This is a genomic window from Pseudomonas sp. B14(2017), from assembly GCF_002113255.1.
GTDB classification, from domain to species: domain Bacteria; phylum Pseudomonadota; class Gammaproteobacteria; order Pseudomonadales; family Pseudomonadaceae; genus Aquipseudomonas; species Aquipseudomonas putida_Z.
Genome location: NZ_NEJY01000004.1, coordinates 267,048 through 289,061 on the forward strand (window position 1 = coordinate 267,048; position 22,014 = coordinate 289,061).

Sequence of the window (22,014 nt, forward strand, 5' to 3'; positions counted from 1 at the left end):
TTTGCGAAGCGCAAATGCGCCGTGATGTCGTCGCTCAGGCAGGGGCAGTGAAACGTGGATGTGCAGACCAAGGGCAGGCGCCTCGCGGCGCCCGTCCTGGTTTCCATCAATGCGCGTACTGAGCTTTGGCAAACGTCGCAATAGCGTCGGCCATTGCCTTCGGTTGCTCAGGCGCCATCGCATGTCCGGCGTTTTTGAGCACCACCACCTGAACGCGATCGCCCAGCATGCTTTGCAGAACGCCTGAGAACCTGCGTGGGGCTACTGTGTCGGATTCACCCTGCAGGTCCAGGATCGGGGCCTTGCCAGCGGCGAAGTAGTCATCGACCGGTGTGGTATTGCGTGCATGGGACTGAGCTTCATGCGTTTCGTCGTGCCATCCGCCAAGCCAGACACGAGGGTCGTTGCCGGGGGCGAAGAATGCTTTGCGCAGGTAGACCAGACGTTGCTCTTCGGACAGAGACATGTCACCGGCCCCATCGATTGCCTGACGCATTTCGGCGTTGATGGGCTTCTCAGACGATCCGGGTGGAACCTTGCCGGCAGAAGCCGCTGCGAGCACCACGCCGCGCACCAGGTCGGGCCTGTCGGCCGCCAGTTGTCGAGCCGGGAAGTTACCCCAGGCGTGCCCAACCACTACTACCGGCCCTTGTTTCTCGTGCTCGACAACTGCAGCGATATCGCGGGCAAAGTCATGGACTGAGAGCTTTTCCATCGGGCCTTTGCTTTGGCCTATGCCGCGGGGTTCAGGGCGCACCACCCTGAACCCATCTTGCTGCAGGTAATTTGCCACTTGGTCATAGTCACGACCCGAGCGTCCCAGCGAGGGAAGCATCACGATGATCGGACCCTTACCTTGGGAGTTGACCTCGATCTGGACGTTGTCGTACCGCACCATTTCCTGTTGCACTGCATTCGTTGCGGCAGAGCTGCTAGCCATGGCGATGGAGGCAGCCAGCGTCAGGGACGCACCAATGATGAAGTGAGAAATCTTTTTCATTGTTTTTTTCCTTGGGCAGTAAGTGATGGGGCAGGTTCAAGGCCGCTTTCCTCAAGCAATTTGTTAGCTTCGGCACTGTTGAGGTATTCAAGGAACTCACGTGCAACCTTGGTGTTAGAAGTGGTACTGGCCACGGCCGCATAAAACCGGCTGACTTTCTGTACCTCCTCGGGAAGCGGACCTAGGTAATCCACGCCAGGGGTTACCTTCAGTTCGCTGATCTGCTGCATGCCGATGTCCGCGTCGCCGCGAGCAAGCGCAGTGCCCACCAGTTCCTTGCCTTGAATCTCGACTGTTTTGTGCTTGACCGAATCGGTGATGCCCAAGCGAGCAAACAGCTCTGTCCGGATGTAGACACCACTAGCGCCTTGGGAATATGCGATTTTGTCAGAGCTGAGTAGCGCGGCACGCAGAGCGGACACGGTGGACACATCCAGGTGAGGATGACCTTTTGGTACGCCTATGCCGATACGGGAGTCGGCGATTTCTCGGCGAGTGCTCATGTCGAAAGCACCTGTAGGTCCCAGTAGATCCAGGGTCTCGCTGGCCATGATGGCCAAGTCCATAGGCTCCTTGTGTTTGATTCGCTGGGGGATGGACTCAGGAGAGTCTCCCATCGAAGGTCCCCAACTAATGCTGAGTGTGTTGCCACTGGCTTTCTCGTACGCTGGCTGTAGTTGGGCCATGGCCCCCTTCAGCGCACCGCTCGCGATTATCTTGAGCTCGGATGCTTCAACGCCGGCAGAGAGGGTCAGAAGACCGGCGAGGCCAGTCGAGAGCAGTAGCGGAGCAGATCTTGTTTTTTTCATATAGCTACCTTAGGAAGGGCGCACTTCAGGCGCCGCGAGTGTTAACGAACAGCGAATACAATGAGGTTGTGGAGGCCATCAGCAGGCGATTGCGTCGCGGGCCGCCGAAGCAGAGGTTGGCGCATCGCTCAGGCAGATCAATGTGTCCAATAGGAGTACCGTCAGGTGCGAAGACGCGAACCCCATCCAGGCCAGGCTCGGGAGCGCCCCAGCCACACCACAGGTTTCCGTCCACGTCGACGCGTATGCCATCGGGCAGGCCATGGCCTGCATCGATGAGTTCCCTGCGCTCGCTGAGCTGGTTCTGGTCATCGACGCTGTATGCGACGATGCGGCGTGGGCGAGCTCTCGACTCGACCAAGTAGAGGATTTTCTCGTCGGGTGAGAATGCGAGTCCGTTAGGACCTTCGACATCTTCGGCAACGCAGTGAAGCTTCCCGTCTGGCGTTAGGCAGTAAACGTTAGCCGGCAGCGCTGCTTCGCCTTGACGGCCCATGTAGTCACTGACCAAGCCAAAGGGCGGATCGGTGAACCAGATACTGTCGTCCGACTTCACCACGATGTCGTTTGGAGAGTTGAGTGGCTTGCCTTCAAAGTGACTCGCCAGAACGGTGATGCTGCCGTCGTATTCCGTGCGTGTGACTTGTCGACCACCGTGTTCACACACCAGCAGGCGGCCTTGGCGATCACGCGTCATCCCATTGGCCTGATTGGCCGGTTGGCGAAACACGCCGAGGACACCGGTGGCTTCATCCCACCGCATGATGCGGTCGTTGGGCAGATCGGTGAGCAGCACATACCGGCCATCTGCGAACCAAGCCGGCCCCTCAGCCCACCGCATTCCCCCACCCAAGCGTTCCACTTTTGCGTGGGTGAGGCGGTAATGTGCAAAGCGTGGGTCAAGCTCCCGTACGGCCGGATCAGGCACACGGGTGCTTGGACGCCAATCTCTATCGTCCATTATTCGTTTCCGTCAGTGTGTTGAAACCAAAAGAGCTCAGCGGTACAAGCGGGCCGGGTTGTCGACCAGAACGGCTTGTTTCAGTGCAGGGCTGTCACATACCTGTTGAATGAAGTTGAGCAGTTGGCGGTCATCCGGAGGGGAGCCCTTGATGTTTGGATGCGGCCAATCGGAGCCCCAAATCGCGCGTTCCGGGGCATACTCCAGAAACTCGCGAACGTAATCCAGAGCCTGCGGCCACGGGCCAGGTTGACCCTGCATGGCGCGATCGATACCGGAGAGCTTGATCCATCGGGCCGAATGCTCAAGATGCTTCTTCAGAGCAGCAAGCTCTTCTCTATCGAGGGGTTGGGTGAAATCTGGGCGCGCCATGTGATCAATGACCAGAGGCGTCTTCAGGTCCTTCCACTGGTCCAGGAACGGCAACAAAGTGTGTAGTTCTCCGTGAACCAACACATGCCATCCAAATGGAGCAACACGTTCGGCCAGTTGTCGCAGCTTTTGAGGATCCCGTGCGCCCGGCAGGTGCCCCATTAGATTGAAACGGATGCCACGCAGCCCGCCGTCGTGCAGAACCTGCAGCTGTTCATCGGTGGTTGTTTCGTCGATCAGACCAACGCCGCGGTAGCGTCCACCGCTCTCAGCGATTGCGGCCAGGATGGCGGAGTGATCCGTTCCATAGGGTGCAGCTTGAACAAGCACACCGTGCTCAATGCCAAGGCGCTGATGCAACGCCAGAAGATCTGAAAATGGCGCGGGGGCGGGAGTGTATGCGGCGTTCGCAGGGAGTGGGAAACGATCCCAGGGGCCGTAAATATGGGTGTGGCAATCCCACATCCCAGGCGCATTGGTTGGGCTGGACATGGAGGCTCCAAATGTCTGGCTGGTTGCTTCGCCGAGTAGGGTGATAGCTGCTGCAGCGATGGCTGTGTGCTTGATGAACAGGCGTCGTGAGGCCTGAACTTGATTTAGATCGTCCATAGTGACCTGCTCTTATTGTTTGTCGGTGGACGGGGGGCCATGGCCGGCCCCCTATAGAAATCAGCCGCAGCGAACGGTCATGCCGCCGTCGACGACGATCTCGGTACCAGTCACGAAGCGCGACTCATCACTGGCCAGGTACAGCGCGGCGTAAGCGGTGTCACGACCGTCGCCCATGAAGCCCAGTGGAATACGAGCCAGGCGGGAGTCGAGCAGCTTGTTTACGTCGCCGCCGGTGCGCTGCCCTGCGAGACGGACTTCGACCATAGGCGTATGCAGCTGACCGGGTACCACGGTATTTACGCGAATACCTTTGGGGGCGTACTCAACGGCAGTAACACGGCCTAGTTGGATGACGCCGGCCTTGCTCGCGGCGTAGGCGACTTGCGCCGAGCCGGTGAACCGAATGCCAGACGTCGAAGCAGTGTTGATGATTGAGCCGCTGCCTTTTGCCTCCATTACCGGGATCACGTGTTTACAGGTCAGGTACACACTTTTCAGGTTCAGAGCGATCTGGGCGTCGAACTTGTCCTCTGGCAGGGCAACTGCGCCACCCGCGGCGGAGCCGCCGACGTTGTTCACCAGGATGTCTACAGTCCCGTACGCTTGCTTGCAGGCTTCTACCATGGCAGCTACCGCTGAGCTGTCGGTGACGTCGCAGGCATACGGCGTCACTTCACCACCCGCTTCACGAATACGGCCCAGCGTTTCCTCCATGGCGCCGAGGTCGCGATCGACAGCGAACACCTTGGCGCCGGCAAGGGCGAACAGTACTGCCACGGCGCGGCCATTACCCCAGCCGGCACCCACACAACCTGCACCGGTGACGATGGCGACCTTGCCTTTCAAGCGATCGCTGGTTGGAATATCTTCAGTCATGGGGTAATCCTCAATTCAACGTGGTAGGCAGTTCGGGAGCGACACCAGCCGGTGGCGGCACTTCGAAGACCTTGATAGTCATGGAAATCAGCGTGTAGTAGCCGGCAATGCCAACGAGATCGACTGCGGCGTCGTTACCCAGCAGCTCAATGAACTCTTTGTAGAGGCCGTCGCTAATGCCGCGGGTATCGTGCAGTTCACGAACGAAGCGATAAACCAACGCCTCATCGGCTTTCTGAAAGCTCGGCTCTTTCCCATCGCGTATGGCGTCGATGATCTCGGGAGCCAGGCCGGCCTCCAGAGCAAACGGTTTATGTGCAGCCCACTCATACTCTGCGAGCCAATGACGCCCCATCAGCAGAATGGCCAATTCAGAGAGGCGCGGTTCCAGGCAGCTGTCGTAGCGGCAGTAGCGACCAAGGGCCTGGGCGCACTCAGCCAGTTCTGGTCGATGTAGCCAGATGGCGAGCGGGCCGCGGACGCCTTTGCGTGGGCCGTTGGCGATGCGGTCGTAAACGACACGCTGGGCGTCATTCAGTTGTTGCGGATCAATGGGAGGCAAGCGATTCATGGCCGTTCCTGTTACGAGTGCTGGGTTTGCGATTGAGACTGGGGTTGGGCTTGCGCAACAGCTTCGGGGGCAGTTACTTGAGCTGCGCTGACATCCGAGGGGCGCAGCAGGCTGCGGCCAGGGGCACGGCCCGTTTCACGTTCGAACGCTTCCGGATCAAAAGCACCCTCCCAGCGGGCGATTGCGAAAACGGCGATGGTGTTGCCAACGATGTTGGTCAGGGCTGTTGCTGTCGCCATGATCCGATCAATGCCGAACAGAAGGCCCAAGCCGCTCAGCGGAAGGGTCTGTACAGACTGCAGGGTGGCTGCCAGCTTGATGAAAGCACCACCTGCAACCGTTGTACCGCCTTTGGAGGTAATGCTGAGGATTGCCAGCAAGCCGGCCTGTTGCCAGAGCGAGAACGGAGTGTCGGTGGCTTGCGCAATGAATCCGATAGCGATTGCCATATAGATCGCCGTGCCGTCCAGATTGAAGCTGTAACCGGCCGGCAGCACAAAACCAACAACCACTTCATCACAACCAGTACGTTTCAGTTTCTCGATAAGCCGCGGGAACGCGACTTCACCAGAAGCGGTACCGAACACAAGCAGAATTTCATCGCGGATCAACCGCAGCACGGTCATGAACGGCAGGCCAACCGACCAGCTGATGGTGCCGAGCACTCCGAACACGAACAGGAGCGAGGCGGCGTAGTAGACGGCGATGAGCTTGAGAAGGTAAAGAAGGGTGTCGCCACCGTAGCTACCGATCGCAGCGGCCATCGCGCCAAATGCGCCGAGGGGGGCCAGCTTCATGATGAAGCTGAGCATCTTGAAGAGGATGGTTTGAGCTTCGTCAATTGCGCGCACTGCTACGGACTCTGGCCCGCACGTACGGTTGATAGCAATACCGGCCAGTACTGAGATCAGCAGGACTTGGATGATGTCGCCTTTGGCGAAAGCATCCACAAGGGTGTGCGGGATCAAGCTCAGCAGGTAGGTGATGACCGAGACCTCGCCTGCTGCGGCTGTAGCCTTGATGGCAGCCGAAGACTCGTTCATCCCTGTGGCATGCAGCCCAACACCTGGCTCGACAACGTTCACCAACACAAAGCCTACGAGCATCGCGACCGTGCTGACGACTTCAAAATAGAGCAGTGATTTCATGCCAAGCCGGCCTAGCTTGCGCATGTCCTGGACGTGGGTGAGGCCATGCACCAAGGTCACGAAGACGATTGGAGCGAGCATCATTTTCAGGAGCGCAATAAAGGCTTGTCCGAGAGGTTTCATGGCAGTGGCCCAGGTGGGCGCGGCGAAACCGAGGATGACGGCAGCGACAAGTGCTATCAGCACCTGAACGTGGAGCTTCTTCAACTGGTTCATAGCAATTCCTCGCCCACGGGATGGGCGTCATTGTTCTTGTGATTCGCATGCTGGGATGGCCAATCCCACCGGCATAGCTATTAGAACTGAGCATAGAGATCTGGCGTAATCGGTGCAAAAACCTTATTTTGATAAAAAGCTATGCCAGTTAAGCATGGAGTTTCAGATGGATATCCGTGAGCTTCGTTCCTTCGTCAAGGTCGCCCAATGTGGTGGATTCAGTCGGGCTGCGAGGGATTTATTCATCGCTCAACCAGCGCTCAGTCGACAGATTGCAAAGTTGGAAGAGCAGCTGCAGGTCGAGCTTTTCACTCGACATGGGAGAGGTGTTGAGCTGACTGCAGCAGGCTCTCGTTTGTTGGAGCGTGCAGAGATCATGCTGCGCTACATGGAAGAAACTGCAGACCATGTGCGCAACACTGCGGATGAGGAGCGGGGGCATTTGGCGATAGGCCTGCCCCCAGCAATTGGGTCAATTGTCGGCCCTCAGTTGATTCGTAGTTTCAAGGAACGGTGGCCAAAGGCATCGCTGCATGCGCTTGAGGGGCTCAGCACATCGCTTCAAGAATGGTTGCTGGAGGGCCGGATCGATGTGGCGGTTGTCTATAACCAACCCTTGATCGAGGCATTCGATGTGCGGCCATTGTTCAGCGAACGGATGGTGCTGGTTGGCCCACCTGGCGAGGCATCGCGTAACGTCCGTCTGACTGCGCTTGGCGACTTCCCTTTGATCTTGCCGGGGTTGCCTCATAGCAACCGTCGCCTGGTGGAACAGATTGCCGCACAAAACGCGGTTCGTCTGAATGTCGTGCTCGAGGTCGATAGCGTTAGTTTGACGAAGCGGTTGGTCGCTGAGGGGCTTGGCTACTCCATTCTCGCCCATGCCGCTGTTCAGGAGGACATGAACAGCCACACGCTGGTCGGCCATGCAATTGAACGGCCCGGTATCCGCTCAACCGTGTCATTGACTCGGCTACGCGACCGACGTAGCTCTCGTCTGGCCTTAAGCTATGAAAAAATCTTGCTAGAGACCCTGGAAGAGCTCGTTACGGTCGGTGCTTGGAAAGAGGCAACGCACTGGTTGGCGCAGTGACAGCGATGCTCAAACCCACGTATGTCCTGTGCTAGACATCGCCCTCGCATGCTGTTCTTTCACCGAGGGAGCGGATTGAAGAGAGCCATGCTCAATTGTCATGAACAGCTATCAATACACGGTATTTGTCAGTTTTTTTTAAATGCATAGTCTGCTGTCAGCGGGGCAGGTATCAGCCTTCGCATACCAGATAAAAATAAGAGGCATAGACCATGCGTTCTACCTACTTTGCGACTTCACTAACTCTGCTCAGTTTTTGCTTGGCTAGCCAATTTGCTCACGCCAAGAATGATGTCTCCATCCTGACTGCGAGCAAGGGGGATGTCCACATTGAGGCATTGGTTCAGGGATCTGGAAAAACCATCGTCATCCTGCCGTCTAAGGGCCGGGGTGCTCACGATTACGATCAGGTAGCCAGCTACCTGGCTGATGATGGTTACCGCGTGATTCGACCAGAGCCTCGGGGTGTCAATGGAAGCCGGGCCCCCATGGACACGCCAACGTTGCATGATTTTGCTGCCGATGTTGCGTTAGTGATGGACAAGGCCCACACCGGGGCTGCAATTGTCGTTGGTCATGCCTGGGGAAGCCAGCCCGCACGCGTGCTTGCGGTTGATCGTCCGGATCTTGTGAAAGGTGTGGTATTGGCTGCTGCATCCATTGGGAAGTTGCCTCCGGGATCGTCGGAGAAGCCCTATGGAAGGATGGTTGAAGCGATCAAGGGAGCGGGCAACTATGCGTTACCTGAAGCTCAGCGAATCAAATACCTTGAGCTAGCATTCTTCGCCCCTGGCAATGATGCGCGAGCGTGGTTAACCGGGTGGTATGACAAAACACATGTGGCTCAAGATCACGCCCGAGATAGCACACCGGTTGAGAGCTACTGGTCTGCTGGTAACACAGTGCCCATTCTGGACCTTCAAGCTGAAAAGGATGCAGTTGTAATTCCCAATATACTCAAGTCGATGCTGGGTGATCGAGTGGAACACCAAGTAATTGCCGGAGCAGGCCATGCCCTTGCACCTGAACGGCCGAAGGAGATGGCTGATGCGATTTCCAGGTTTGCTGATCGGGTTTACGCAAGTAAGGACTGACTCCTCCACCATCTCTCGGCTCGAGGTCGACATAAGATCTAAGCAAATTTGTCGTGTTCAGGAATCTGGCCATCGCTGATGGCCAGTTGGGAGTTTCTGAAAAGCGCCTACATCAGCGGAACATGCAACAGGCCATTGCCGGTTGGCTTTGCCTCGCTGGATAGATGGCTTTAGCCATGATCAGAACAAGGTCACGAAAAGGCCAAGCTCCTGTTCTCCTACAAGGGGAGCTTAGAGAGGCCATCAGTTGTTTCGAAATCACCAGTCGCGAGCACTACCGCATTATCTGACCGTTGGTCAGTGCCGACAATCCTCCGCGCCAGGTCTGCTGGGGCAGCCCGGTTTACGAAGGTGGTGAGTTTAAGCGGCGGTCTGACTTTCGGGAGCACTCTGGAAGGCGAAAATCACTGCGTAGACAGCCTTTGGCATCCCAGAGAAGGCGTCCTCAAACTGGTTCGTGAAGGGGATGATGGGGAACCTACTGAATCCGAAAGTGTGGATTTTCTACGTTTCGTTCCCGCCCCAGTTCATTCCGCAAGGTCAACCACTGGCTGCTTGGACATTCGGCCTTTGGGGGATTCAGGTACTGCTTCGGCTGCTGTGTCGTTGGTGTTGATCGGTGCGACCCAGTCGTTGGCCACGGTGCTGCGTAAAGAAAAGGCTATCCGCTGGATGGACCGTACGACGGGTGTGATCTTTTTGGCTTTCGGAGCCCTCAATCTGTTTGGCAACGTCCTGCGCGGCTTGCAGATTGACGTCGCTGACTACGACCGTCGCCCCCTCACTTGCCAGGCGCGCTGCTATTGCGGAACCGATACCGCCAGCACCTCCAGTCACGACGCCACTTTGTTCTCGAATCTGTTCATCTCGACTCCGGGTCAGTTGTGGATAGTACGTCTGACCCTAGGCAAGGGCGCTCTGATAGCTGCGCACGGTATCAGCGGAACCGCCGGCGATGAACGCGTCAGCGGCCGAGCGGCTGTTTTGCGCCGAGCATCCAGCGCAAGAGTTAGCTGGCGCCCACCGTAGGGAGGCAATGTATTATCTACTACGTTTACCGTATTATTATTTTAATATTTAGAGAATTAGGTCGGATAAGATTTAATTATCAGACCTAAAATGGTGGAGGGCAGGGCATGGCGGTAGGCGTACCGGAAAATGACGTGTTTGCGGCGGCGGACGCGGTCCTCGCCCGTGGCGAGCGGCCAACGGTGGAGCGGGTGCGCCAAGAGTTGGGGCGCGGCAGCCCCGCGCGGGTCGGGGCCTTGCTCGATCAGTGGTGGGAGCAACTGGCAGCGCGCCTGCGCGGCGAAACGCGCTTGCCTGGATTGCCAGCGGAGGTGGCACAGGCGTTTATGGCTATCTGGCAGCAGGCCACTACCCTGGCCCAGGGTGTGGCGGAGCAAGCGTTGGCCGGCCAGCGTCAGGTCCTAGCCGAGGAGCGCGAAGTGCTGGGTGCGCTGGAAGCTCGTGCCCGACTGGAGGTTGCCCAGGCGCGACAGCAAACAACCGAGGCCGTTACCGCACGGCAGGGCGCAGAAACCCGCTTGGCAGACCTAGAACAATTGCTGGCTCAGCGTCAGGCGCAGATCGACGACCTGCGTGCGCAGCGTGATGAATTGCAGGCGCAGCGTGACGATGCCCACCAGCAACTGGAGCAGATAGAGTCGCAGTTGTATGACAGCCGTAAGCAGGCCGAACATGCGCGCGTGGAGCAGCAGCGCTACACCCGTGACGTCGAAGACCGGGCCTATCGCGAGATCGATCGAGCCCGGGAGGAGAGCAAGGCGCTGGGCGCACAACTCAAGGACGCCCAGGGCCGGCTCAGTGTGGCCCAACGCAGCCTCGAGGAGTATCAGCTCAATCTCGGCGATGCCCGTGAGCAAACGCACGTCGCGCGTACCCAGGCGCAGCTATTGGCTGCCCAGTTGATACACGCCCAGCAACAAGCGACTGGGGCGGGGGAGCAAATGGCTGTTCTGCAAAGTGCATTGCAGGCAGTGCGCGAGGAGTTGGCTGCGACCCGTGAGCGTGCGATCGCTGCCGAAGCCCGTGTTGAAACGCTGGCCAGCCGGCCCAAGCGTTCAGAGAAAAGCCGTGGATGATGCCAAGCCGCCTCCGCATATGTGCCAGTCACGCCGTTTATCCTAGTAGGCCTTTTATCAAGTCGGATGGGATCAGTGGCTGCCAAGGTTACGATGCCGAATCTGCTTCGTAGAGAGCGCAACGCGCGCGCTCTGCAAAAGCAGTCCCACGGAAGGCATTGGGCCAATTTCTCGACTACTGTGTGATAGCTATTGGCCTTTTTGTCTGAGGCTTACACAGGATCGGGAGCGGACGGATATGCGGGTTGCACGGCTGCAGATTGAGAATTTCCGTGGCATCAAGCGTGCGGATGTTTTGTTGCCCAAACATGCCGTCATCGTTGGTGATAACAACATTGGTAAGTCTACGCTCCTAGAGGCACTTGATCTCGTACTAGGCCCTGAGCGACTCTCCCGTAGGCCAGTGATAGATGAGCACGATTTTTATGCGGGAGAGTATGTCGATCTGAAGGGGCAGCCAGTAAACATAACCATAGAAGTGGTCATCACTGATCTGAATATGGATCAGGAAATGCGTTTTAGGGATCACATCGAGTGGTGGGATAATGGCGCGGGAGATCTGCTCGGAGGCCCGCCAGCAGAGAGTACTGACGAGCAGATGGTTCAGGCCTGTTTGCGCGTCGTTTTTATCGGCAGCTACGATGCCGATGAGGATGATTTCACTGGTACCACTTACTTCTGTTCGCCGATGAAACAGGATGGGTCCTACGATTTCTTCAGAACTGCCGATAAGCGTGTCTGTGGATTTCTGTATCTGCGCACGATCCGAACCGGCAGTCGTGCGTTGAGCCTTGAGCGTGGTTCGCTCTTGGACATCATTTTGCGGTTACAGGACAACAAGAACTTCAAAATCTGGGAAGGGCTTTTGGTTGAGCTTCGACAGTTGCAGGTTGCAGCTGATCCGGAGATCGGGATCAACGACATCCTGGCGGATGTTCAGGCCTCGATCCGCGGCTACATGCCCAGCGATGATGGTAGCGATCCCCAAATGCGTGTCACGCAACTGACTCGCGAGTCTCTGCGAAAAGCGTTAACTGTCTTCATGGCAACCGGTGCGCAGCGCAGTGATGGCGAAGCGCATGCAGCACCATTCCAGAGCCAAGGCACCGGTACTGTTAACATGATGGTACTGGCACTTCTGTCACTGATCGCGGAGCTAAAGCAGAACGTGATTTTTGCGATGGAGGAGCCAGAGATAGCAATCCCGCCGCATATTCAAAAACGCATCATCAACGGTGTGCGCAACAAGTCAGCCCAGGCGCTGTTTACCTCGCATTCGCCTTACGTGCTCGAAGAGTTCGACCCCGAGCAGGTAATCGTTATCAGCCGAAACGATGGAAACTTGAGTGCTATGCCTGCAGGGCTGCCGCCGGGCATCAAAGCAAAAATGTACCGGCAAGACATGCGGCTGCGTGTTTGTGAGGCCCTTCTGGCACGTCGGGTGCTGATTGCCGAAGGCCGGACGGAATATGACGCTTGGCCCGCCGTAGCGCGACTGCTTCATCAGCAGGAGCCGGAGTCTTTCATGCCGCTTGAGGCGTTGGGCATCCCAATCATCGATGCGACGACTGACTCGCTGATCGCTCCGATGGGTGCCTACTACCGCAGGCTCGGGAAGAAGGTCTATGCCGTTTTCGACGAGCAGGCACCCGAGCAATTGGAAGCTATTAGGGCGTCGGTCGACTACCTCTATCAAGCGCCTGAGAAAGGTTTCGAGAACGTCGTTCTCAAAGGAACCGATGAGGAAGTGTTGCGTGGCTGGGTTGCGTCTCTGGTCGACAGCGGTGCTTGGCCTTCAGACTTAAAGGACAAGGCCCCGGGCCCTGATGCCACGAAAGATGAGGTAGCAGCGATTCTAGGGGTGCTGCTGAAGCGCTGGAAAGGCGATGGTGCTGCTGCCAGCTTACTTTGTACCGCCATGACCCGACATCAACTCCCGGAATTCATTGTCAGCACCCTCGAGAGCATTACAGCCACAATTGTTCCCGAGAAGCCCGAGCCTGAACTTTCGGAACTGGATGATGACTTTCTCGATTTGGTTGGGCCTTAACACATGATGGTGCTTGATCAGTCTCGACGGGATGTTATCGAGTCACCCAGACATCTGGTGGTGATGGGCGGCCCTGGCTCAGGGAAAACCACAGTCGCATTGCTCAAAGCTGAAGCATTTCTAGGCCGACTAGACCTCACAGAGTATCAGCAGGTGCTGTTCCTGAGCTTCGCCAGGGCAACGGTCGCGAGGGTTGCGGAACAGGCCGGGAAAATGCTGCCGAAACTTGAGCAGGCTCGGCTCGAGGTCAATACCTATCATGGCTTCACGTGGAATTTGCTGCGCAGCCATGGCTACTTGCTCCGCAACGGGCGACCCTTATCGCTTCTTCCTCCGCCAGAGGCTGCTGCGCGATTGTCCACATTGAGCGAAGAACAGATAGCCTTGGAGAAAATCAGGCTGCTCGAGGAGGAGGGACTGTTGCACTTCGACCTGTTCGCCAGCAATGCTGCCATGTTGCTGGAGAGAAGCCAGTCGCTGCAGCGCATCTACGGCAACAGCTATCCACTGATCATACTCGACGAGTTCCAGGACACGAACGAGGATGAGTGGCGTTTCATTCGGGCGTTGACTCGGCATAGCCAGGTGCTGGCTTTAGCCGATCCGGAACAACGAATCTACGAATTCCGCGGTGCCAGTGCTAGCAGGATTCAAGAGTTCGAACAGGCCTACCGCCCCGCCTCCTTTTCTTTTGGAATGGAAAATCACCGGAGCACAGGGACCGACATCGTCCAGTTCGGCAACGATCTGCTGGCAGGAGTAAATAGGGGCAGAGTCTACACCCATGTGTCGGTTACACCCTATGCGCCGCGCAAGGGGATGCTCCATCGGGCTTTCAAATTTGCCATTCTGACTGCTATAGCACGGTTGAATAGATACGGACGTGATTGGTCACTAGCCATTCTGGTTCCCAGCAAAAGCTTCATGGCTGAGGTTTCTGCGTACCTTTCGAGTGATGCGGACAATCTGCCCAGGCTTTCCCATGAGGTGGCGTTCGACCAGGAGGCAGCAGCGCTCTCTGCTACGGCGATCGCCGCGTTGCTGGAAGGTGGCGCGAATGCTGAACTCATTACTGAAAGACTTCTTAGAAACCTATGTGCTCATCTGCGTGGCAGGAAAGGCGAGAAAGCCCCAAGCAAGGCTCACTTGGAATTGGTACTCGCTCTGGAGCAGTTGTTCGGTGGGCAAGCACTTCGTCGAGCGCCGCACAAGCGGGTTCTTGCTGCCGCACAGCTTATTGCAGTCCAGCGTCTTGAGTTGCAATTGACTGGCGCCCCCCAAGTTGACTGGGTTGCCGCACGACAATTTCTGGATTCAAGCACCGAGCAGGTTTTCAAGCAGATCGGTATAGATGGTCGGTATGTGCGCTTGCTTGGGAAGGGGTCGCTGCTTCGAAGCCGTTTGAGCGAGATGTGGCGCTCAGCAGAAGGCTATTCAGGAGCAGAGAAGCTGGTGCGGGATGCTCTTATTCAGGACCACTTTCAAGCTGTCACCAGGGACTGGAAGGGGCTCCATCTGATGACCATGCACAAATCGAAGGGAAAGGAATTCACAGAGGTCATTCTTTATGAGGGAGTGATGAAGGGGCGTTTCTTGCCGACCGAAGCAACCCCGGATCGCGTGCGTCAGGCCCGTTTAGCCATGCGTGTCGCTGTCACTCGCGCAATGAAGAAGGCGACTATCTTGACGCCGACTGGGCGAAATCGCTGCCCGTTGATTTGAACGCAAGATTGGGGATGCCGCCAGGGACCATCGTATCATTACTGATGTGCGGCTGATCGGACGTTGCGATCCGCTAACCTAGAGTGAAAGACAAAATGCCCAGGCCCAACCACCTCGCCTTCTTTGTCTGGCGGATAATGGTGAACGGGTTCCAGATTAGTGCAAAACGGCGCTGGTTGATCAAGCTTGTACCATTACCCCTTTCTTACAGCTCGCGGATGATACTCCGATTAATCGGCTTCCGAATAAGTACGAGCTTGATCCTGTCCGATGTCCTGTACACTAGCTCTTTTTCATTTTTCATCAGAGGCCTCGAAACTGATTGATATCTGCTGTTTGTGAATAATGATACTCCTTGGGTGAAAAGCGTCCCTGTGGGCCAAACAATAAATTGGCCGTTAGATATTCGAGATAGATGATCGCCTCCGGTTGCGCATATCGCATAAAGCACTCGCGCTGGGCCGCAGATAGACAGGCTCGGTGCTTCAGACATGTTTTCACCATTTCCGCCAGTACATAGCCGCGTATGTCGTATCGCTCATCCATGGCGCAAAGGATGGTTCGATAGCATAAGTGATAGTTCGGTTGCTGGCCGGTCTGTAGGTAGGCGTCGTTACTCATCCTTGACTCCCGGCCTGCCAGGAGGCCAGAAATTGCAGCACCTGCTCAACTTGGCCCTGACTGACTAGTTGCTCCGCAGTTCGCCCCTCGAAAGTTAACAATTGATCTTGGCGGAACCAGCCAATTGCTTGCTCGATAGTCGCACCGGTCTCAGTCACCATCAGAACCACACGTAGGACATCTGTTATGAAGCGTAGCGCTGCTTCGGAGTCAGTCGTGGTTGCACCATCTGCCTGGCTTTTGCGATACGTAGCGAGGTAAACGTCAAACTCAGCTGGGTTCAGACCAAAAGCCCTGGCGTAACGTTCCCCTGGAGAGGTTGTCCCTTTCGTGTTGCGTAGGTAATCAGCCAATTCAGCAGCTGACAGCGCGCTTATTTGAAATGCCTCTTGGTTCATGACTTGTTCCCCTCGCGACCTTTCGTTAACAGCATGCCCCCAAATCAACAGTAAGCAAAGCCACAGCTGTGTGGCTTTTATGGTCGACGTGGCAAGGGCGGTCGTTCAGCGGAAGCGTATGTACGCCACGGATGTGGAGCTTTCACGCAACGGCCTAGGAGCATCCCCCGATGACACAGTAGACACAGAGAGGGCCAGGCGGAACGACTGAGACCACGCGATGGTGGTGGGCGGCCTGGAACTAATGTTTAGGGAATGTGCGGTAGGGTCGATTTGGGGGTTTGACTTACCGCTTTTTGGCCTTTTCAGTTCTGATCACTGTCGCAATTGATCGCAGCCGCCAAGCCGTCGACGAAGGGGGCTGTTCAGCGTGCTCCGAAAAGAGTACAAATGTGCTCCATGGACAATCTTACCCCAAAACGCCGCGCCATCTTCGAGTTCATCCGTGAGCGCATCGCCGACCACGGCCAGCCGCCGAGCCTGGCCGATATCGCCACGCGCTTCGGTTTTGCCTCGCGCAGTGTCGCGCGCAAGCACATCACCGCCCTGTGCCAGGCCGGCTACATCGACGTCACGCCGAACCAGGCGCGGGGCATACGCCTGGCCGAACGGCTGCGCCGCCCGGAAATCCTCGAAGTGCCGGTGCTGGGCCAGGTGGCGGCAGGTGCCCCCATCGGCCCGGACCTCGACATTCACGAGCAGTTGCTGCTCGACCCCAGCCTGTTCCGCCGTACCCCCGACTACCTGCTGAAGGTGCGTGGCGACTCGATGATCGACGACGGCATTTTCGACGGTGACCTGGTCGGCATCCTCCAGCAGGCCGACGCTCGCGATGGCCAGATCGTGGTCGCCCGCCTGGACGGCGAGGTGACCATCAAGCGCCTGCAGCGCCAGGGTGGCAATTACCGGCTGTTGCCACGCAACCCGGCCTATGCGCCCATCGATGTGCGGCCTGAACAGGAGTTCTTCATCGAAGGCGTGTTCTGCGGCTTGCTGAGGCGTGACTGATGGGCGCGGTGGTCGACCTCGACAGGTTGCTCGACCAGCGCCGGGTATGGCGCGGTCGGCAGGCCCAGGCGCGGCCGCTCGGCCTGCAGCCCACGGGCCATGCAGCCCTTGACCAATGCCTGCCGGAAGGCGGCTGGCCGGCGTCTGCGCTCAGCGAACTGTTGCTGGCCAGCCCCGGCTGTGGCGAATTGCAGCTGCTGTGGCCAACCCTGGCCCGCTTGAGCGCTGAAGCCAGCCGAATCGTGCTGGTGGCACCGCCATTCATTCCTTACGCCCCGGCCTGGCAGGCCGCGGGGGTGGACCTGCGCTGGCTGGTACAAGTGGACGCCGCGCCTGCCGATGCCTTGTGGGCCGCCGAGCAGTGCCTGCGCTCCGGCAGTTGCGCGGCGGTGCTGTGCTGGCCGGAACGTGCCGATGACCGCGCCCTGCGGCGCTTGCAGGTGGCTGCCGAAACCGGCCAGGCGCTGGCCTTCGCCTGCCGGCCGCAACAGGCGGCGCACAACCCTTCACCCGCGGCGCTGCGTATTGCCGTCGACACCCGCCCGGCACAATGGCGCGTGCTGAAAAGCCGTGGCGGCATGCCACCGGCGCTGCCCATCGCCTGCCCGGGGCGGGGCTGATGCAACATGCTCTGGGCCTGCATCCTGCTCCCGCAGCTGGCGCTGGACACGGTCCTGCGCGAGCGTGACGACCCTGATACCCCTCTGGTGCTGCTTGGCGGGCCGACCCAGCGACGCGTGCTGCAGGCGGTCAACCCGGCGGCGGCCGCGCTCGGCCTGCGGGCCGGGCAAACCCTGACGGCGGCGCGTGCGCTGGCCGATGGCTTCAGCTGCGTCGAAGCCGACCCCAGGCGCATCGACCAGGTGCAGCAGTTGCTGGCAGCCTGGGCCTACCGCTTCAGTGCCCAGGTCAGCCTGCACTACCCACGGGCGCTGTTGCTGGAGGTGGGCTCCAGCCTGCAACTGTTCGGCCCCTGGCCGCTGTTCGAGGCACGCCTGCGCCAGGAACTGGCGGAACTGGGCTTGCGCCAACGCATCGTCCTGGCCAGCAACCCGGTGGCGGCGCGCATGCTCGCCAACGCTCACGATGGCCTGGCCGTGAGTGACGCCGATGCCACCCGTGCGGCGCTGCTGGGCATGCCCATCGAGCGTATCGGCCTGCCTGCGCAGGCTGCCGAGGCCTTTGCCCGCATGGGCCTGCGCCAGTTGAGCCAGGTGCTGGCCTTGCCCCGCGACAGCCTGGCCAGGCGCTTTCCGGCCCAGGTGCAGCTGCACCTTGACCAGTTGCTCGGCCTGCGCAACCTGGGGCTGGGCTTCTACCAGCCGCCGGACCGTTTCGAAGCCCGGCTGGAGCTGAACTTCGACGTCGAATCGCACCAGGCCCTGCTGTTCCCGCTGCGGCGCATGCTCAACGACCTTGCCGCGTTCCTCGCCGGGCGTGACTGTGGCGTGCAGCGTTTCTGCCTGCACCTGGAGCACGCCGAAGGGCCGGATACCTTGCTGAAGGTAGGCCTGCTGGCCGCCGAACGCGATGCGGCAATGTTGTTCGAGCTGGCGCGCGGGCGCCTGGAACCGCTACGCATTCCCGCACCGGTGCGCAACCTGCGGCTGGTTGCCGAGGACCTGCCACCCTTCGTGCCGCAACACCAGGCATTGTTCGACCCGCGTGCGCAACAGGCGCAACCTTGGGAACAATTGCGCGAACGGCTGCGCGCCCGCTTGGGGGATGAGGCGGTCAAGGGCCTGAGCGCGGCAGCCGATCATCGCCCCGAATGTGCCTGGCAAGCGGTAGAGCAGGGTGCCCAGGGCAGCATGCCGGTCGTTCCTGGCAGCCGCCCTGGCTGGCTGCTGTCGGCCCCCATGGCGCTGGACGAAGGCGGCTATCGCCTGCAAGGCCATGCCGAGCGCATCGAGTCGGGCTGGTGGGATGGCGGCGATGTGCGCCGCGACTATTACCGCATCGAAACCCGCGACGGCCTGCGCGGCTGGGCCTACCGCGACCTGGGCAAGGCCGGCCCGTTGTGGCTGCAGGGCTGGTTCGCATGAACACCCCGGGTTATGCCGAGCTGCACTGCCTGTCCAACTTCAGCTTCCAGCGCGGCGCGTCGAGCGCCGACGAGCTGTTCCGGCGCGCGCGTGAACAGGGCTACCAGGCGCTGGCGATCACCGACGAATGCACCCTGGCCGGTATCGTCCGTGCCTGGCAGGCGGCCAAGGAACACCAGCTGCGGCTGATCGTGGGCAGTGAAGTGCAGTTGCAGGACGGCCCCAGGCTGGTGCTGCTGGTGCAGGACCTGGCCGGCTACCAGAACCTGTGCGCGCTGATCACCCGGGCCCGGCGGCGGGCGCAGAAGGGCGAGTACCAACTGTTTCGCGATGACCTGCAGCAGCACCATCAGGGCCTGCTGGCATTGTGGGTAGCCGATGACAGCGGCGATGCCACCCCCGGGCAGTGGCTGCACGGCGTGTTCGGCGAGCGCCTGTGGCTGGCCGTGCACCTGCACCGCGGCAGTGACGATACCTTGCGCCTTGAACGCCTGCGCGGTCTGGCGGCCAGGGTCGGTATCCGCGCCGTGGCCTGTGGCGACGTGCACATGCACGTGCGCGGTCGCCGCGCCCTGCAAGATTGCATGACCGCCATTCGCCAGCATTGCCTGGTGGCCGAGGCCGGGCGCTTCCTGTTTGCCAATGGCGAGCGGCACCTGCGCAGCCAGGCGCAACTGGGGGAGCTCTATCCCGCCGACCTGCTGGCCGAGACCCTGGCCATCGCTGCGCGCTGCCAGTTCGAACTGAGCGAATTGAAATACCAGTACCCACGCGAACTGGTGCCCCAGGGGCATAGCCCGGCGAGCTGGTTGCGCGAATTGTGCCAGCAGGGTTTGCCGTCGCGCTGGCCAGACGGGCCGAGTAGCAAGGTGCGGGATGTGCTGGCCAAGGAGCTGGCGCTGATCGAGGAGCTTGGCTACGAAAGCTACTTCCTGACTGTGCACGACATCGTCGCCTTCGCCCGCAGCCAGCGCATTCTGTGCCAGGGGCGGGGCTCGGCTGCCAACTCGGTGGTGTGCTTCGTGCTGGGCATCACCGAGCTCGACCCCATGCAACACCACCTGTTGTTCGAGCGCTTCCTGTCGCGCGAGCGCAACGAGCCGCCGGACATCGACGTGGACTTCGAGCACGACCGGCGCGAGGAGGTGATCCAGTATGTATTTCGTCGCTATGGCCGGCACCGGGCGGCGCTCACTGCGGTGGTCAACACCTACCATGCTGCCGGTGCGGTGCGGGATGTGGCGCGGGTGCTGGGGCTGCCGGCCGACCAGGTGGACGCCCTGGCCAAATGCTGCGGCCGCTGGAGCGATCGCATACCCGATGACCAGCGCCTGGCCGAGGCTGGTTTCGAGGCGGGCAGCCCTTCGCTGCGCCGGGTGCTGGTACTGGCCGGCGAACTGATCGGCTTCCCCCGGCACCTGTCACAGCACCCGGGCGGCTTCGTCATCTCGCAGCAACCCCTGGACGAGCTGGTGCCGGTGGAGAATGCCGCGATGCCGGAGCGCACGGTGATCCAGTGGGACAAGGACGACCTGGACATGGTCGGCCTGCTCAAGGTCGACGTGCTGGCGCTTGGCATGCTCAGCGCCTTGCGCCGTTGCTTCGACCTGCTGCAACGCCACCGTGGCCGGCACCTGACCCTGGCGACCATCCCCGCCGAAGACCCGGCCACCTACGCGATGATCAGCCGTGCCGAGACCATGGGCGTGTTCCAGATCGAGTCGCGCGCGCAAATGGCCATGTTGCCGCGGCTGCGGCCCGCAAAGTTCTACGACCTGGTCATCGAGGTGGCCATCGTCCGCCCCGGGCCGATCCAGGGCGACATGGTCCACCCTTACCTGCGCCGGCGGCTGAAGCAGGAGCCGGTGACGTACCCCTCGCCGCAACTGAAGGAAGTGTTCGAGCGCACCCTGGGCGTGCCGCTGTTCCAGGAGCAGGTGATGGAACTGGCGATGGTCGCGGCCGACTACACCCCGGGCGAGGCCGACCAGTTGCGCCGCAGCATGGCCGCCTGGAAGCGCCACGGCGGCCTGGAACCGCACCGCGAGCGGCTGGTGCAGGGCATGTTGCGCAATGGTTATGACCTGGCGTTTGCCGAGCGCATCTTCGAGCAGATCAAGGGTTTTGGCAGCTATGGCTTTCCGGAGTCGCACGCGGCCAGCTTTGCCTTGTTGTGCTATGCCAGCAGCTGGCTCAAGTGCCATGAACCGGCGATTTTCACCTGCGCGCTGGTCAACAGCTGGCCCATGGGCTTCTACAGCCCCGACCAGTTGCTGCAAGAGGCCCGGCGCCAGGGTATCGAGGTCAGGCCGGTGGATGTGTGCCACAGTGACTGGGACTGCACGCTCGAGCCTGAGCCTGGAGAGGTGCTGGCCATTCGCATGGGCTTGCGCCTGGTGCGCGGCCTTGCCGAGGCCGATGCCAGGCGCCTGGAGCAGGCGAGGGCGCAGCGGCCATGGCGCGATGTCGAAGACCTGTGCCTGCGTGCCGGGCTCGATTCGCGTGCCCGCGCCCACCTGGCCGATGCCGGCGCGCTGCGCGCCTTGGCCAGCGACCGGCACCAGGCGCGCTGGCAGGTGGCGGCGGTGCAGCCGCAGTTGCCTTTGTTCGCCGATATCGAAGCCTTGCCGGAAAGCACCGTCGAACTGCCCGTTCCCAGCGTGGCAGAGGACCTGATGGCCGATTACCAGGCCCTGGGTACCACGCTTGGGCCGCATCCCCTGACCTTGTTGCGCTCACGCCTGCGGGCGCTGGGCTGTCGCAGTTCGCGCGAGCTGCAAGATGTCGGGCATGGTGACAACATTGCCGTGGCCGGGTTGGTGGTGGGCCGCCAGCGGCCCCAGACCGCCAGTGGCGTGACCTTCGTCACCCTGGAGGACGAGCACGGTATGGTCAATGTGGTGGTGTGGCGGGCGCTTGCCGAACGGCAGCGGCGGGCGCTGGTGGGGTCGCAGTTGCTCAAGGTCAGCGGGCGGCTGGAGCAGGAGAATGGCGTGCGCCACCTGATAGCACGGCGGCTGGAGGATGTGAGCCCGCTGTTGCAAGGGCTGGACGTACGCAGCCGGGACTTTCACTGAATCCCCATCTTTGCGCGGGCCCTTGTGGGAGCGGGCACTGCGGTGCATGGCACCGGCTTTGCCGGTGTTCGCGGGCGCGCCCGCTCCCACAGGAGGCTCGCCATAGTCCGGATTGCGCTGACCTGTAGGAGCGGCCTTGAACTGGCCTAATGATTTTGGACACCTTCTTCGGGCGCTATGATGGCGCCCAATTGGAGGCAAAATCAGTGCGAAAATCTTATTCGAAAGAACACAAA

18 protein-coding genes and 2 pseudogenes are annotated in these 22,014 nt (G+C 59.8%); 10 read left to right on the top strand and 10 right to left on the bottom strand.

The window, feature by feature from the left end:
* Positions 1–106: 106 nt before the first annotated feature.
* Genes CAG34_RS05810 through CAG34_RS05840 form a run of 7 tightly spaced genes read right to left on the bottom strand, consistent with a single transcriptional unit; the run spans position 107 to position 6,565 of the window.
* Positions 107–1,000 (bottom strand): alpha/beta fold hydrolase, encoded by an 894-nt coding sequence (locus CAG34_RS05810; protein WP_085588716.1) that lies wholly within the window; start codon positions 998–1,000, stop codon positions 107–109.
* On the bottom strand, positions 997–1,809 hold the full coding sequence (locus CAG34_RS05815) for a substrate-binding domain-containing protein (protein WP_085588718.1): 813 nt from the start codon (positions 1,807–1,809) through the stop codon (positions 997–999). Before CAG34_RS05815 ends, CAG34_RS05810 begins: the two co-directional genes overlap by 4 nt.
* Before the next feature lie 25 nt (positions 1,810–1,834).
* A complete protein-coding gene (locus CAG34_RS05820) occupies positions 1,835–2,770 on the bottom strand; it encodes an SMP-30/gluconolactonase/LRE family protein (RefSeq protein ID WP_085588720.1) in 936 nt (311 codons plus the stop codon).
* A 36-nt stretch (positions 2,771–2,806) separates the two neighbouring features.
* A complete protein-coding gene (locus CAG34_RS05825; protein ID WP_241523207.1) occupies positions 2,807–3,751 on the bottom strand; it encodes an amidohydrolase in 945 nt (314 codons plus the stop codon).
* 60 nt (positions 3,752–3,811) lie between these two features.
* A complete protein-coding gene (locus CAG34_RS05830) occupies positions 3,812–4,630 on the bottom strand; it encodes an SDR family NAD(P)-dependent oxidoreductase (protein ID WP_003258699.1) in 819 nt (272 codons plus the stop codon).
* 10 nt (positions 4,631–4,640) lie between these two features.
* Positions 4,641–5,201, bottom strand: coding sequence for a carboxymuconolactone decarboxylase family protein (locus CAG34_RS05835; protein ID WP_015270313.1), 561 nt, complete (start codon positions 5,199–5,201; stop codon positions 4,641–4,643).
* An 11-nt stretch (positions 5,202–5,212) separates the two neighbouring features.
* Entirely contained in the window at positions 5,213–6,565 is a 1,353-nt protein-coding gene (locus CAG34_RS05840; protein WP_015270314.1) for a C4-dicarboxylate transporter DctA, read from the bottom strand.
* 112 nt (positions 6,566–6,677) lie between these two features.
* Between CAG34_RS05840 and CAG34_RS05845 the strand changes: the two genes are divergently transcribed.
* The 3 genes and pseudogenes from CAG34_RS05845 to CAG34_RS29140 all read left to right on the top strand — a co-directional run.
* Positions 6,678–7,658, top strand: coding sequence for a LysR family transcriptional regulator (locus CAG34_RS05845; protein ID WP_224765921.1), 981 nt, complete (start codon positions 6,678–6,680; stop codon positions 7,656–7,658).
* Positions 7,659–7,870: 212 nt separating this feature from the next.
* Positions 7,871–8,752 (top strand): alpha/beta fold hydrolase, encoded by an 882-nt coding sequence (locus CAG34_RS05850; protein WP_015270316.1) that lies wholly within the window; start codon positions 7,871–7,873, stop codon positions 8,750–8,752.
* A gap of 436 nt (positions 8,753–9,188) precedes the next feature.
* Positions 9,189–9,466 (top strand): annotated as a pseudogene (locus tag CAG34_RS29140) (LysE family translocator); the annotation flags it as partial.
* A gap of 42 nt (positions 9,467–9,508) precedes the next feature.
* Here the strand turns inward: CAG34_RS29140 and CAG34_RS29395 are convergent.
* A pseudogene (locus CAG34_RS29395) lies at positions 9,509–9,589 on the bottom strand (dehydrogenase); the annotation flags it as partial.
* Positions 9,590–9,888: 299 nt separating this feature from the next.
* On the opposite strand from CAG34_RS29395, the gene CAG34_RS05860 reads away from it, so the two are divergent.
* The 3 genes from CAG34_RS05860 to CAG34_RS05870 all read left to right on the top strand — a co-directional run bounded on the left by CAG34_RS05860 (position 9,889) and on the right by CAG34_RS05870 (position 14,629).
* Positions 9,889–10,857 carry a DNA-binding protein gene (locus CAG34_RS05860; RefSeq protein ID WP_085588724.1) on the top strand — a complete coding sequence of 323 codons (969 nt, stop codon included), beginning with the start codon at positions 9,889–9,891 and terminating at the stop codon, positions 10,855–10,857.
* A 238-nt stretch (positions 10,858–11,095) separates the two neighbouring features.
* Positions 11,096–12,907, top strand: a complete 1,812-nt coding sequence (locus CAG34_RS05865; protein ID WP_085588726.1) for an ATP-dependent endonuclease — start codon at positions 11,096–11,098, stop codon at positions 12,905–12,907.
* A 3-nt stretch (positions 12,908–12,910) separates the two neighbouring features.
* Positions 12,911–14,629: a UvrD-helicase domain-containing protein gene (locus CAG34_RS05870; RefSeq protein WP_085588728.1), complete on the top strand. Its 1,719-nt coding sequence runs from the start codon at positions 12,911–12,913 to the stop codon at positions 14,627–14,629.
* A 303-nt stretch (positions 14,630–14,932) separates the two neighbouring features.
* Here the strand turns inward: CAG34_RS05870 and CAG34_RS05875 are convergent, their stop codons facing one another.
* Entirely contained in the window at positions 14,933–15,250 is a 318-nt protein-coding gene (locus tag CAG34_RS05875; protein WP_015270427.1) for a hypothetical protein, read from the bottom strand.
* Positions 15,247–15,648 (bottom strand): hypothetical protein, encoded by a 402-nt coding sequence (locus tag CAG34_RS05880; RefSeq protein WP_085588730.1) that lies wholly within the window; start codon positions 15,646–15,648, stop codon positions 15,247–15,249. The genes CAG34_RS05875 and CAG34_RS05880 overlap by 4 nt, the downstream gene beginning before the upstream one ends.
* 390 nt (positions 15,649–16,038) lie before the next feature.
* On the opposite strand from CAG34_RS05880, the gene lexA reads away from it, so the two are divergent.
* Genes lexA through CAG34_RS05900 form a run of 4 tightly spaced genes read left to right on the top strand, consistent with a single transcriptional unit; the run spans position 16,039 to position 21,778 of the window.
* On the top strand, positions 16,039–16,656 hold the full coding sequence (gene lexA, locus CAG34_RS05885) for a transcriptional repressor LexA (RefSeq protein WP_025339260.1): 618 nt from the start codon (positions 16,039–16,041) through the stop codon (positions 16,654–16,656).
* Positions 16,656–17,276 carry a translesion DNA synthesis-associated protein ImuA gene (imuA, locus tag CAG34_RS05890; RefSeq protein WP_085588732.1) on the top strand — a complete coding sequence of 207 codons (621 nt, stop codon included), beginning with the start codon at positions 16,656–16,658 and terminating at the stop codon, positions 17,274–17,276. The genes lexA and imuA overlap by 1 nt, the downstream gene beginning before the upstream one ends.
* Positions 17,277–17,282: 6 nt before the next feature.
* Entirely contained in the window at positions 17,283–18,701 is a 1,419-nt protein-coding gene (locus CAG34_RS05895; RefSeq protein WP_085588734.1) for a DNA polymerase Y family protein, read from the top strand.
* Positions 18,698–21,778 carry an error-prone DNA polymerase gene (locus tag CAG34_RS05900; protein ID WP_085588737.1) on the top strand — a complete coding sequence of 1,027 codons (3,081 nt, stop codon included), beginning with the start codon at positions 18,698–18,700 and terminating at the stop codon, positions 21,776–21,778. Before CAG34_RS05895 ends, CAG34_RS05900 begins: the two co-directional genes overlap by 4 nt.
* Positions 21,779–22,014 lie beyond the last annotated feature (236 nt).

Excerpts from the sequence above, each read along its gene's own strand:
- lexA (WP_025339260.1), top strand. The coding sequence starts at position 16,039 with ATGTGCTCCATGGACAATCTTACCCCAAAACGCCGCGCCATCTTCGAG.
- CAG34_RS05830 (WP_003258699.1), bottom strand. The coding sequence starts at position 4,630 with ATGACTGAAGATATTCCAACCAGCGATCGCTTGAAAGGCAAGGTCGCC.
- CAG34_RS05815 (WP_085588718.1), bottom strand. The coding sequence starts at position 1,809 with ATGAAAAAAACAAGATCTGCTCCGCTACTGCTCTCGACTGGCCTCGCC.
- CAG34_RS05825 (WP_241523207.1), bottom strand. The coding sequence starts at position 3,751 with ATGGACGATCTAAATCAAGTTCAGGCCTCACGACGCCTGTTCATCAAG.
- CAG34_RS05895 (WP_085588734.1), top strand. The coding sequence starts at position 17,283 with ATGCTCTGGGCCTGCATCCTGCTCCCGCAGCTGGCGCTGGACACGGTC.
- CAG34_RS05870 (WP_085588728.1), top strand. The coding sequence starts at position 12,911 with ATGATGGTGCTTGATCAGTCTCGACGGGATGTTATCGAGTCACCCAGA.
- imuA (WP_085588732.1), top strand. The coding sequence starts at position 16,656 with ATGGGCGCGGTGGTCGACCTCGACAGGTTGCTCGACCAGCGCCGGGTA.
- CAG34_RS05900 (WP_085588737.1), top strand. The coding sequence starts at position 18,698 with ATGAACACCCCGGGTTATGCCGAGCTGCACTGCCTGTCCAACTTCAGC.
- CAG34_RS05835 (WP_015270313.1), bottom strand. The coding sequence starts at position 5,201 with ATGAATCGCTTGCCTCCCATTGATCCGCAACAACTGAATGACGCCCAG.
- CAG34_RS05860 (WP_085588724.1), top strand. The coding sequence starts at position 9,889 with ATGGCGGTAGGCGTACCGGAAAATGACGTGTTTGCGGCGGCGGACGCG.
- CAG34_RS05880 (WP_085588730.1), bottom strand. The coding sequence starts at position 15,648 with ATGAACCAAGAGGCATTTCAAATAAGCGCGCTGTCAGCTGCTGAATTG.
- CAG34_RS05875 (WP_015270427.1), bottom strand. The coding sequence starts at position 15,250 with ATGAGTAACGACGCCTACCTACAGACCGGCCAGCAACCGAACTATCAC.
- CAG34_RS05810 (WP_085588716.1), bottom strand. The coding sequence starts at position 1,000 with ATGAAAAAGATTTCTCACTTCATCATTGGTGCGTCCCTGACGCTGGCT.
- CAG34_RS05820 (WP_085588720.1), bottom strand. The coding sequence starts at position 2,770 with ATGGACGATAGAGATTGGCGTCCAAGCACCCGTGTGCCTGATCCGGCC.
- CAG34_RS05850 (WP_015270316.1), top strand. The coding sequence starts at position 7,871 with ATGCGTTCTACCTACTTTGCGACTTCACTAACTCTGCTCAGTTTTTGC.
- CAG34_RS05840 (WP_015270314.1), bottom strand. The coding sequence starts at position 6,565 with ATGAACCAGTTGAAGAAGCTCCACGTTCAGGTGCTGATAGCACTTGTC.
- CAG34_RS05865 (WP_085588726.1), top strand. The coding sequence starts at position 11,096 with ATGCGGGTTGCACGGCTGCAGATTGAGAATTTCCGTGGCATCAAGCGT.